Raw genomic sequence first — 11,989 nt, forward strand, 5'->3', positions numbered from 1 at the left:
GTGTACGAGTCCCGCATTCTGCAGCGGCTCGGGCAGGTCATCCGGAACAGTGCCCTCGGATCGCAGCGACTCGACGGCATCGGCGAGCGCGACGCGCAGTTCGTCAGCCAGTTCGACCGGCAACTGACCGGCGCCGACGACCGCATCGAGCTGGCGGTGAATCTGCGTCGTGAGTAGATCGAGAAGTCTGACGCTCAGAGGCTCGAGCAGTGCGAGGGCACTGACTCTGGCGCCCTCCTTCGCGGTGGCGAGAGCCAGTGCGACTACGGCGCCGTCGCTGTGTCCGACCACGAACAAGCGCTCGGGATCGACACCGGGTTGCCCGGCGAGGTAGTCCAGTCCGTCGGAGGCGGCGTCGACAAAAGTGTTGAAGCCGAGATCGGCGATGTCCTCGATGTCGTAGTCACCGAGGGCGGTTTCGCCACTGCCGAGCTTGTCGTAACGCAGGCTTGAAATCCCTTGTTTTTCAAGAAGATCCGCGATTAACCGCAGAGTTCCGATGTCGCCTTCGAGGAGGGCGCTGTCGCCGTTGCGATCGGTGGGGCCGCTGCCGGCCAGAATCAGCGCGGCCGGGGCAGGGGCGTCGGGTGAGGCGGCCAGGCGAAGACTCCCGTACAGGGTGACGTCGCCGGATTGGAACGAGATCTCGGTGTCGGACATGACGACTTGTCTACCAGGTCGGTGCGGTCAGGCGGTGCGCAGACTCCGGACACGACGCCAGCCACGCCAGCTGAACCACAAGAGCGCGGCGAGCAGGGGAATGATCAGGAGCGGCAAGATCATCGCGATCAAGGAAGTGAAGAAAGTCAGCACATCCTCGATGACGGAAACGACGGGATTTGCCAGCCCACCGGTAGTGGCCGTACTGACCGCGCGAGTGCCGGTCTGCGCGGCGCTGAACGTCAACGCCGTCGGCGCTCCGACGATGATGCCCGCCAACGCGGCCATCGCAGGGTCGAGATGACTGAATGCCGCCCAGGCGGCGATCACTCCGGCAATCGGTCCGGTGACGTTCCCGATCACCGAGAGTGCGTTGTCCACGAACGGAATGAGGTCGGCACCCAGTTCGACCACCGCGGCGATTGCCAATGCGACCAGCGCGCCGGTCGATCCGATCCACCGCATCGACTCGCCGACGGTGATCCCGAACAGTTCGAAGTGGACGGCAGCGCTGAGCATCAGCAGCGGCAGGAAGGTTCGCATTCCGGACGCTGCGGCGAGTCCGAGGCCGAGCATGGCCGGCAACACCCAGGTATCCATGGGTGGAGTTTAGGTCTACTGTGCGCCTTTATTAACCGCCGGCGGTTAATAAAGGCGCACAGCAAAGTCTCGGAAAGGACCTTTCATGGCGACAAACCCGCAGCCGATGTTCTTCCTCAACCTGCCCGTCAAGGACCTCGGCAAGGCCACCACCTTCTACGAGGGCCTCGGATACTCCAAGAACACGCAGTTCTCCGACGAGAACGCGTCGTCGATGGTCATCAGTGACACCATCGTCGTGATGCTGTTGGCCGAGCCCTTCTTCAAGACCTTCACCACCAAGGGCATCGCCGACACCTCGACGTCGACGGAAGCGCTGCTCGGTCTCTCGGCCGAGACCCGTGAGGCCGTCGACGCCCTCGTCGACAAGGCGCTCGAGACCGGCGGTTCCGAAGGTAACGCGACGCAGGATCACGGCTTCATGTACAGCCGCAGCTTCCAGGATCCCGACGGCCACATCTGGGAAATCATCTGGATGAATCCCGAGAACATCGAGGGCTGAGCGACCGAACTTCCTCGGCGAGAGGCGAAACCCCGCAAACACTCGTAGCGTGGAGTGGTGACTGTCGCAAAAACCCTCGGAGAGCTACGCGCCTCCGGACACGTACAGCGAAGTGTCAAGGAAGAACTACGAGAGAATCTTCTCGCCGCGTTGCGGGACGGCCGTGACCCCTGGCCCGGGATAGTCGGGTTCGAGGACACGGTCGCCCCGCAACTCGAGCGGGCGCTGATCGCCGGCCACGACGTGGTTCTGCTCGGCGAACGAGGTCAGGGAAAGACGAGGTTGCTTCGCACCCTCGGGCTCCTGCTCGACGAGTGGACGCCCGTCATCGAAGGCTCGGAACTGGGGGAGCACCCGTACGAGCCGATCACCCCGGCTTCGATACGTCGAGCCAAGGAACTGGGCGACGACCTCCCGATCGCCTGGCGCCACCGCAGCGAGCGGTACTCCGAGAAGTTGGCGACGCCGGATACCTCGGTCGCCGACCTGATCGGCGACGTCGATCCGGTCAAGGTTGCCGAAGGCCGGAGCCTCGGCGATCCGGAGACCATTCACTTCGGCCTCGTGCCTCGCGCGCATCGCGGAATCGTGGCCATCAACGAGCTCCCCGACCTCGCCGAACGCATCCAGGTCTCGTTGCTCAACGTGATGGAAGAGCGGGACATCCAGGTCCGCGGGTACACGCTTCGGCTTCCGTTGGACGTTCTTCTGGTCGCGAGCGCCAACCCCGAGGACTACACCAACCGCGGGCGCATCATCACACCACTCAAGGACCGCTTCGGCGCCGAGATCCGTACTCACTACCCCGTCGAGTTGGCGGGCGAGATCGCGGTGATCGAGCAGGAGGCACACCTGGCCGCGGAGGTGCCCGACTACCTTCTCGAAATTCTTGCCAGATTCACTCGCCTGCTCCGCGAATCCACCTCGGTGGATCAGCGATCGGGTGTGTCGGCACGCTTTGCCGTCGCCGGCGCGGAAACCGTCAGTGCCGCCGCGGTACGACGGGCAGCGGTGCTCGGCGAAGCCGATCCTGTTGCACGGCCCGTCGATCTCGAGTCCGTGGTCGAGGTTCTTCGCGGCAAGGTCGAGTTCGAATCCGGTGAAGAGGGACGGGAACTGGAGGTGCTCGAGCACCTGCTGCGTCGCGCGACCGCCGATACGGTTCGGGTACGTCTCGGCGGGATCGACCTGGGGATGCTGGTTGCTGCGGTGGAGATGGGCAACACGATCGTCACCGGTGAATCTGTCACGGCCAAGGCATTTCTCGACGAGCTTCCGGACCTCGAGGTCCTGGACGAAGTAGCCGAACGTCTCGGTGCGCAATCCGACGGCGAGCGTGCCGCCGGTGCCGAACTTGCCCTCGAAGGGCTTTACCTCGCGCGCCGGATCTCCAAAGATCAAGGCCCGGGCGGCCGCTCGGTATATTCGTAAGGGGCAGTGATGATCCACAATCCGCGGTACGGGCCTTACGACGGTGGTCCCGATCCGCTCGCGCCTCCCGTGGATCTGCGCGAGGCCCTGGCAGCAATCGGCGACGACGTGTTGTCGGGCACGTCGCCGCGCCATGCCCTCCGAGAGCTCCTGCGCCGAGGCAACCGGGACATGCGCGGGCTCGACGACCTTGCTGCCCAGGCGAACCGGCGCCGACGTGAGTTGCTACGCCGCAACAATCTCGACGGAACGCTCGACGAGGTTCGTAAGCTTCTCGACAAGGCGGTGCTCGAAGAGCGCAAAGAACTGGCACGTGCTCTCGACGACGACGCACGATTCAACGAAATGCGGATCGAGGAGTTACCGCCGTCGACAGCTCAGGCCGTGCAAGATCTGGCCGACTACAACTGGCGCAGCGAACAGGCTCGCGCGGATTTCGAGAAGATTCGTGATCTGCTCGGACGTGAGGTTCTCGATCAACGCTTCTCGGGAATGAAGCAGGCACTCGAGGGCGCCACCGACGAGGATCGTGAGCAGATACGCCAGATGCTGGCTGATCTGAATCAACTGCTCGACGCGCACTCTCGCGGCGTCGACACTGCGGAGCAGTTCGCGGAGTTCATGGACAAGCACGGGCAGTATTTCCCGGACAACCCGCGCAACGTCGAGGAACTTCTGGATTCTTTGGCGCAGCGCGCGGCGGCTGCACAACGATTGCGGAACTCGCTCTCGCAGGAGCAGCGTGACGAGTTGGATGCGTTGGCGCAGCAGGCGTTCGGTGATCCGAGCCTGATGAGTGAGCTGAGTCAACTCGACCAGTTCCTTCAGGCGGCTCGGCCGGGTGAGGACTGGGAAGGTTCGCAACAGTTCCGCGGCGACAACGGAATGGGGTTGGGTGAGGGGACCGGTGCCCTGCAGGACATCGCCGAGCTGGAATCCTTGGCGGATCAACTGTCGCAGCAATACGCGGGCGCGGCGCTCGACGACATCGACCCCGAGCTACTCGCGCGGCAACTCGGCGACGAAGCCGCCGCTGATGCTCGCACCCTGGCCGATCTCGAAAAGGCTTTGCAGGAACAGGGTTTCTTCGATCGTGCACCGGATGGTCAATGGCGCTTGTCGCCCAAAGCCATGCGACAGCTCGGGCAGACTGCTCTGCGCGATGTCGCCGGGCAACTGTCGTCGCGAACCGGTCAACGCGATACGCGTCGGGCCGGTGCGATGGGTGAACCGACCGGAGCGTCCCGCGAATGGGAATTCGGGGACACGGAACCGTGGGACGTCACGAGAACCATCACCAACGCCGTCCTGCGTGACCCGGGCCGAATGCCGGTGCGGCTGAGCGTCGTCGATGTCGAGGTGGCCGAAACCGAACAGCGCAGTCAGGCCGCGGTTGCTCTCCTGGTGGACACGTCGTTCTCGATGGTGATGGAAGAGCGTTGGGTACCGATGAAGCGCACCGCTCTGGCACTCAATCATCTGGTGAGTACGCGATTTCGCAGCGACGAACTCCAGTTGATCGCCTTCGGACGCCACGCGCACGTGCTGAGCCCGTCGGAGCTCGCTGGTTTGGACGGCGCGTGGGACCAGGGAACCAACCTGCACCACGCACTGTTGTTGGCGGCCAGGCATCTTCGACGCCACTCCAACGCACAGCCGGTGGTACTGATCGTCACCGACGGTGAGCCGACGGCTCATCTCGAAGCGGACGGAGAAGCCAGGTTCGACTACCCGCCGAGTGCGCGAACCCTCGGTTTGACGGTTCGAGCACTCGACGCGGTGGCCAGGCTGGGCGCCAAGGTCACGTTCTTCCGCCTCGGTGAGGATCCAGGTCTGGCCAGGGTGGTCGACCGGATGGCGCACCGGGTGGGTGGACGCGTCATCGCGCCGGACCTGGACGGCCTCGGCGCCGCGGTCGTGAGTGACTACATGCGAGGTCGTCGTTAATTCTGCCGCCGTCAGTCTTGTTCAGCGGGCTGGTGCTGGGTGATGCAGTGGATGCCGCCGCCACGTTCGAACAACGGTCTGGCGTCGACGGTGACGACAGTGCGTCCGGGGTAAGCGGCTGACAGGATCCGGGCCGCTTCGGCGTCGGCCGGATCGTCGAAGCTGCAGGCGATCACTCCACGATTGACCACGAGATGGTTGATGTAGCTGTAGTCGACGAATCCCTCGTCGTCGCGCAGGATTTCGGGAGCGGGTACCCGAATGACCTTCCACGGCCGACCGCCGACGTCCGTCGAGCTTTCGAACAACTCGATGATCGTCTTGCTGACGGCGTAGTCGGGGTGCACCGGATTGCGTTGGTCATGAACGAGTACCACTCCGGGGGAAGAGATGGCAGCGACGATGTCGACGTGTCCGCGCGTTCCGTAGGTCTCCTGATCGCGAGTCAATCCGCGGGGAAGCCAGATCACGTGCTTGGCGCCGATGGTGCGGGCGAGTTCGGCCTCGATGTCGGCCTTCGTCAGGTCGGGGTTTCGTCCCGGATCGAGTTGGACGGTTTCGGTGACCAAGACGGTGCCGAGACCGTCGACCGCAATACCGCCGCCCTCGTTGACGATTGGTGAGTCGATCAACTGGGCACCGGATTGTTCGACGACAAATGCGCCGATCTTCGAGTCCTTGTCCCACTGCGCCCAATCCTGTGCACCCCAGCCGTTGAACACCCAGTCGACTCCGCCGAGACGGCCTTCGTCGGACAGGACGAACGTCGGCCCGATGTCGCGCATCCACGCGTCGTTGAGAGGTGCCTCGACGATGTCGACCTTCTCGGACAGGTACTTTCGTGCTTCTTCGACTTCGGCGGGATCGACGACGACGGTGACCGGCTCGAATTCGGCGACGGCGTGGGCGACGGCCGCCCACGTCGAGCGCGCTTCGTGCTGTTCTTCCGCGGTGTCCCCGAGAGAGTATCCGGCGCTCGGGTACGCCATCCAGGTACGTTCGTGCGGTTCACTTTCCGCGGGCATACGCCAGGTCATCGGTTGGCTCCTGCAGTGTTCACCGGTGCGGTCAGGGCCGAGTAGGTGTCGGGTCGGCGAGTGGCCAGGAACGGGAACAGCGCAAGCCAGTCTTCACGGTGCTGCAGGTCGAGATCTGCGACCAGGACGGCTGATTCGTCGCGCGGAGCCTGAACGAGGGTGCGTCCGTACGGGTCCGAGATGAACGACGAACCGTAGAAGGTGATGAGACCTTCACTGCCGTGGCGATTGGGGACAACCATGAAAGTGCCGTTGGCGACACCGTTTCCGACGATCACTTGCTGCCACAGCGGTTGGGTGTCGAAGTTCGGGTGATCGGGTTCCGAGCCGATCGCCGTCGGGTACACCAGGACCTGGGCACCGGCGAGGGAGTATGCACGTGCGACCTCGGGGAACCACTCGTCCCAGCATGTCGGGAGTCCGAACTTGGCGCCGAGTGCCTCGTGAACGGGGTATGCGTCCTCGGACGGACCGCCGCGAAAGTACGTGTCCTCGTAGTACCCGGCCGTCACCGGAATGTGGAGCTTGCGGGTACGACCGAGAAGTTCACCCCCGGGCGAGACCAGGATCGCGGTGTTGAAGCCCAGGCCGTCCTCGGCGTCGCTGCGCTCGTACAACGACGCGTGAACGAGAACCTGGTTCTCCGCGGCGGCCTTGGTGGCGAAGGCGAAAGTGGGTCCGGTGAGCAGGTCTTCCGCCGCGCGTCCGGGATTGTCGCCGGCCGGGGTGGAGGCGGGGTAGCGGCTGAGCGTCAGCTCCGGAAGAAAGACCACGGAAGCGCCCAGCTTCGCTGCGGACGCAATGCCTTCGCTCAATTCAGCGTGGAGGTCGTCTTGGTCCTCGTGCCAGCGATGTTGGACGAGACCTACACGCAGAGGGGTGGACGTGGACGGCGAAGTCGCGGCCGGTGACTCGGGTGGGGTGAGGGCGGTGATCGTCAGCATGGGGTTTCCTCGGTGCTCGGGTATTCGACGTTCAACGTAAAACGAATGTGATTCGTTAAGTATGGTGGGTGAGCGCTGATTGATCAAAGACTTTCGAGGAATTGTTTTTTGCAGCGCCCCGAACGGTGTGGATCACTACAGGAGGACATATGCCGCGGCCATCGCAACGACTGCTCTCACCGGCGATCATCACCGAGGCAGCGATCGAGTCGGTGGACGAATCCGGCGACTTCACCATGCCGGGACTCGCCGCAAGACTGAAGGTTCGACCGTCCTCGCTCTACAACCACGTTTCCGGACGAGCCGAGATCGTCGAACTGATGAGGGCGCAGTTGATGGCAGGAATCGACGTCGAGTCGGCCTCGGGGACCTGGAGTGAGACCGTCGCGGCGCTGGCAGCCGAGTACCGGCGAAGCTACGCCGCGCATCCTCGTCTGATTCCGCTCTTCACGGCCCAGACGGTGCAGGCCGGTGTGGCGTTCACCCTCTACAACGCATTGGCGCAGGCATTTGCCGATGGTGGCTTCGACCCGACCGAAACACTGCACGCGATCACGACCGTCGACAGTTTTGTTCTCGGCTCGGCCCTGGACCTGGCGGCGCCGGACGTCCAGTGGGCGTCGGGACCCGAAGCCAACGACGCGATGAAGGCGGCGTTGGCAACGTCCGGGAAAAATCCCGAACGTGCCGACGCCGCCTTCGAATTCGGCTTGCGCGTGTTGATGGCGGGCCTGATCGCGCAGGCCCCCGAATCTACTGTCTCCTAGGACACGCTGAGGTCGTTCTCGTCGCGCAGAGCCTCCGTGTCGCGGTTGAGGGTCTTGCCCTCGAAGAACTCGGGATTGCGTACTCGCATGACCATCATCAGGACCGCGCCGAGGATGAGGATTCCGAAGCCGAGGAAGAAGACCAGGCCGATTCCGCCGATGGATGCTCCGCTGGCATTGTCCGGATTCATACTCTCCTGGACCGAAATGACGAACACCGCAAGCAGCATGAGGCCACCGATGAGTGGGAACGCGAGCCGGAAGACGAAGTTTCGTACGCTCTCGAAAAGCGTCTTGCGGAAGTACCACACGCACGCGAATGCGGTGATGCCGTAGTACCAGCAGATCATGATGCCGAGTGCGGCGATCGTGTCGAGCAGAGCACTTTCGGACAGGAACGTGACGACGCTGTAGAACACTGCGGTTACCGCGCCGGCCACGACGGTCGCGTACGACGGCACCAGGAACCGAGGCGAGACCTCGGCGAGCTTCTTGGGGAAAGCTCCGTATGCACCCATGGCGAGCATGGTTCGTGCCGCGGGCAGGAACGTGGTCTGCAGGCTGGCGACTGAAGAGACGAAGACCGCGAGGAACAGAAGCATTCCGCCCCAGTTGCCCAGGACCGGGTCGGCCAGAGCGCCGAAGACGTTCTCGGAGTTGTCGGGATTGCCGAGGCCGAGGCCTTCCTCGCCGACGCCGGCGTACATCATCGCGGCAACGGCGACCAGCAGGTAGGTCAGGAGAATGGTTGCGACACAGAGCAAACCGGCGCGGCCGGGGGTCTTCTTGGGGTTCTTCGACTCCTCGCCCAGCGTGAGACAGGTATCCCAGCCCCAGAACGCGAAGATCGATCCGGTGAGTCCGATGACAAACGCACCGATGGCGAGTCCGCTGAACGGGTTGAACCAACTCAGGTCGAAGGACAATCCGGCCGGGGCGTCGCCGGCGCCAACGTGAACCAGTGCAACGACGGCGAAGACGACCAGCAGCACCATCTGGAAGCCGACGAGTGCGAACTGCACGCGCTCGCTGGTAGTGATTCCCCGACTCGCTATCCACGTGGCCAGGGCGATGAAGACGAGTGTGGTGCCGACATTGACAAATTTGTTGCCCGGCAGATCGGCGATGGAGGGATTGTCGGCCACCCGCGCGATGAACAGATAGAAGAAGTCGACGGCAATTGCAGCGAGGTTCGAGAGCACGATGATGGTGGCGATCACCATGCCCCAGCCGCACATCCAGCCGACGTACGGTCCGAATGCCTTGGTGGACCACGTGAATGACGCTCCGCAGTCAGGAGTGTCGGAGTTCAGTTCGCGGTACGCGTACGCGGTGAGGAACATCGGGATGAAGCCGGCGATGAAGATGGCGGGCATCTTGAGACCGACCGCAGCGACGATCAATCCGATGCTGGCCGTCAGGGTGTAACCCGGTGCCACGGAGGAGATTCCGAGCACCGCGCCGGAGATCATGCCGATCTTGCCGGTGGCGAGGCCTTTGGAACTCAGTTCGGTGCTGGTCATGACAGTGCCTCCGGCTGGGTGAATTCGTGCTTGGGCACTACGACCATGGGTACGGGCAGTACGCGCAGCATCTTGGCGGCGGTCGAGCCCAGGAACAGTTTGCGGGGCTGCGCGAGACGGCTGGAACCGACCATCACGAGATCGCCGTCCTGCCAGTCCAGTTGACGCACTGCGGATTCCACTGTTGAACCGTCGGCAATGATGACCTCGATGGGGAACTCCGCGGGGAGCGCGGCTCTTGCGACGTCGAGTGTGTCCTGAGCGTGATTTCGTGCACGCTCCCTGGCCGACTCGGCGGTGTCGCGATGATCGCGCAGATCGTTCTGGGGGTCGAGCGCTACCAGTGAGACCAGTCGGAGCGGAACCTGCATCAGTTCGCTGGCGCGCACGGCGGTGTTCAAGACGATGTCGGCGCCGACGCGGGTGCCGAGTGCACAGGTGACCTCTCGTATCACAGTGGCCGCCGAGTGCCGCGTTCCGCGAGGCGCCAGCGCTACCGGGACATGGGCGGAGTGAAGCAGTTCGGTCGAGACCGAACCTATCGCGTGACGGCCGAGCAGACCGTCGCCGGAAGCTCCCACCACGATCGCGAGCGCATTCAGTCGGTCCACTTCGTCGAGCAGGCCCTGAGCGAACGACTCGTGGAAGCTCAGGTGTACTTCCACCTGGATGTCCTCGGGCACCGACGCTTTCGCCTCGGCGAGCCAGTCGTGTGCACGCGCGGCGAGGATGTCGTCGTAGCCGGCTTCCGAGGGAACCTTGGCCGGCAGTGTCCGATCCGGTGGGAGGACCATGCAGATGTCGAGTTGCGCGCCGAGACTGCGCGCGAGCTGGGCCCCGAGGACCAGCCCGTCTTTACCGCTGGGTGTGGCGAGGTATCCGACGATAAGGCGCATGGTGGCTCTTTTCCGGATTGGAGGAATCTGCTGTGCGCCTTTATTAACCGCGGGGGGTTGATAAAGGCGCACAGCAGGAGGGGCGGCGACTCAGTCGTGCGAACTCATGACGTGCTTGAGACGGGTGTAGTCCTCGACTCCGTAGGCCGAGAGATCCTTGCCGTAACCGGAATACTTGAAGCCGCCGTGCGGCATTTCGGCGACGAGCGGGATGTGGCAGTTGATCCACACCGCACCGAAGTCGAGAGCAGCGGAGACGCGTTGCGTGACACCGTGATCCTTGGTCCAGATGCTCGAGGCCAGGCCGAACCGAACGTCGTTGGCAAGCGTGATCGCCTCCTTCTCGTCGGAGAAGCTCTGGACTGTGAGGATAGGACCGAAAGTCTCTTCCTGCACGATGTCGTCCGATTGCGCGACGCCGGTGATGACGGTCGGCTCGAAGAAGAATCCGGTTTCGCCCGAACGCTTTCCGCCGGTAACGATCTTGGCCGACGCCGGCAGGTTCGCGATCTTGTCGCTCACGGCGTTGAAGTGATTGATGTTGTTGAGCGGGCCGTAGAAGGCATCAGGATCGGAAGGCGCTCCGGGGCGCAGCTTCTCGGCGTTCCGGACGAGGGCTTCGACGAGCTGATCGTGGATGGACTCGTGAACGATCACGCGAGTGGCCGCGGTGCAATCCTGGCCGCCGTTGAAGAACGCTGCCTCGGCGATGCCGGTGGCGGTCTTCTCGATGTCGACGTCGCCGAAGACGATCGCCGGCGCTTTGCCGCCCAGTTCGAGGTGCGCGCGCTTGAGTTGCTGTGCTGCGGACACGGCGACAGCGATGCCCGCCCGCACCGAACCGGTGATCGAGACGAGACCGAGGGCCGGGTTCTCCACCAACGTCGCTCCGGTTCCGCCGTTGCCGAGCACGACGTTGAACACGCCGTCCGGCAGGATGCCCTTCGAGAGCTTCGCCAGGACCAGCGTGCTGCCCGGTGTGGTGTCGCTGGGCTTGAGGACGATCGTGTTGCCGGCCGCGAGGGCGGGCCCGATCTTCCACAGCGCCATCATGAACGGGTAGTTCCATGGAGTGACCTGACCGACGACGCCGATCGGCTCACGACGGACGTAGGAGGTGAAACCCTCCATGTACTCTCCGGCCGCCTTGCCTTCGAGAAGTCGTGCGGCTCCGGCGAAGAACCGCATCTGATCGGCTCCGACCTTGACCTCTTCGTCGGCGATCATCTGGTGAGCCTGGCCGGTGTTGGCGCTTTCGGCTGCGACGATTTCGTCGCTGTGCGCTTCGATGGCGTCGGCGAGCTTGAGGAGTGCAGCCTGCCGCACGCTCGGCGTCGTCTTGCCCCAGGTCTCGAATGCTCTCTGTGCGGCTTCGACGGCGGCGTCGACGTCTTCCTTCGTGGAGACCGGCGTACGCCCGACCACACTCTCGTCCACGGGGTTGATCAGGTCGAGTGTTTCCGTCGCGGCTGAGGCGACGAATTCACCGTTGATGTAGTTCTCGAGTACGACGATCGACATCGGTACCGGTTCCTCTCGAGGTCGAACGAGTTCCGGCCGAGGTGATCAGCACGGAACTCGCACTTTGTGGGGCGTGTGTGAGCAAGTGTGCGCTGACTCACAAGTAAAGGCAGCTGCCAAAAAGGTGAAATCTTTGATCCCCGACGCACCGAGTTGTACAG

At 63.6% G+C, this 11,989-nt stretch carries 11 protein-coding genes; 4 read left to right on the forward strand and 7 right to left on the reverse strand.

Going from position 1 to position 11,989, the window contains the following annotated elements:
* Both ASU23_RS34790 and ASU23_RS10950 read right to left on the reverse strand, forming a co-directional pair.
* On the reverse strand, positions 1-660 hold a 660-nt coding region (locus ASU23_RS34790), incomplete at its 3' end, for a S9 family peptidase (protein ID WP_253741276.1).
* A gap of 27 nt (positions 661-687) precedes the next feature.
* Positions 688-1,260, reverse strand: a complete 573-nt coding sequence (locus ASU23_RS10950) for a DUF4126 domain-containing protein (RefSeq protein WP_007727593.1) — start codon at positions 1,258-1,260, stop codon at positions 688-690.
* 85 nt (positions 1,261-1,345) lie between these two features.
* On the opposite strand from ASU23_RS10950, the gene ASU23_RS10955 reads away from it, so the two are divergent.
* From ASU23_RS10955 to ASU23_RS10965, 3 genes are read left to right on the forward strand one after another with little or no spacing between them, the layout of a single operon-like run.
* Positions 1,346-1,762: a VOC family protein gene (locus tag ASU23_RS10955; RefSeq protein ID WP_003946398.1), complete on the forward strand. Its 417-nt coding sequence runs from the start codon at positions 1,346-1,348 to the stop codon at positions 1,760-1,762.
* A gap of 54 nt (positions 1,763-1,816) precedes the next feature.
* Positions 1,817-3,193: an ATP-binding protein gene (locus ASU23_RS10960; protein ID WP_102999408.1), complete on the forward strand. Its 1,377-nt coding sequence runs from the start codon at positions 1,817-1,819 to the stop codon at positions 3,191-3,193.
* 9 nt (positions 3,194-3,202) lie between these two features.
* Entirely contained in the window at positions 3,203-5,140 is a 1,938-nt protein-coding gene (locus ASU23_RS10965; protein ID WP_058037881.1) for a VWA domain-containing protein, read from the forward strand.
* Positions 5,141-5,151: 11 nt separating this feature from the next.
* Here ASU23_RS10965 and ASU23_RS10970 read toward each other — a convergent pair whose 3' ends face one another.
* Together ASU23_RS10970 and ASU23_RS10975 are read right to left on the reverse strand one after the other, a co-directional pair.
* Entirely contained in the window at positions 5,152-6,177 is a 1,026-nt protein-coding gene (locus ASU23_RS10970; protein WP_058037882.1) for an agmatine/peptidylarginine deiminase, read from the reverse strand.
* The gene (locus ASU23_RS10975; protein WP_058037883.1) at positions 6,174-7,121 is read right to left on the reverse strand and encodes a nitrilase-related carbon-nitrogen hydrolase; all 948 of its coding nucleotides are present in this window, start codon (positions 7,119-7,121) and stop codon (positions 6,174-6,176) included. Before ASU23_RS10975 ends, ASU23_RS10970 begins: the two co-directional genes overlap by 4 nt.
* A 149-nt stretch (positions 7,122-7,270) precedes the next feature.
* On the opposite strand from ASU23_RS10975, the gene ASU23_RS10980 reads away from it, so the two are divergent.
* Positions 7,271-7,888, forward strand: coding sequence for a TetR/AcrR family transcriptional regulator C-terminal domain-containing protein (locus ASU23_RS10980; RefSeq protein WP_030536334.1), 618 nt, complete (start codon positions 7,271-7,273; stop codon positions 7,886-7,888).
* On the opposite strand, the gene ASU23_RS10985 is transcribed toward ASU23_RS10980, so the two are convergent.
* The 3 genes from ASU23_RS10985 to ASU23_RS10995 form a co-directional block, all read right to left on the reverse strand.
* The gene (locus ASU23_RS10985) at positions 7,885-9,411 is read right to left on the reverse strand and encodes an APC family permease (RefSeq protein ID WP_003946397.1); all 1,527 of its coding nucleotides are present in this window, start codon (positions 9,409-9,411) and stop codon (positions 7,885-7,887) included. The two genes, ASU23_RS10980 and ASU23_RS10985, sit on opposite strands and share 4 nt — an antisense overlap.
* A complete protein-coding gene (locus ASU23_RS10990; RefSeq protein WP_058037884.1) occupies positions 9,408-10,307 on the reverse strand; it encodes a universal stress protein in 900 nt (299 codons plus the stop codon). The genes ASU23_RS10985 and ASU23_RS10990 overlap by 4 nt, the downstream gene beginning before the upstream one ends.
* A 90-nt stretch (positions 10,308-10,397) precedes the next feature.
* Complete coding sequence (locus tag ASU23_RS10995) at positions 10,398-11,828, reverse strand: gamma-aminobutyraldehyde dehydrogenase (RefSeq protein ID WP_003946421.1); 1,431 nt, start codon at positions 11,826-11,828, stop codon at positions 10,398-10,400.
* Positions 11,829-11,989: the final 161 nt, after the last annotated feature.

Origin of the sequence: Rhodococcus sp. KB6, from assembly GCF_001445685.1 — a bacterium.
GTDB classification, from domain to species: Bacteria; Actinomycetota; Actinomycetes; order Mycobacteriales; family Mycobacteriaceae; genus Rhodococcus_F; species Rhodococcus_F qingshengii.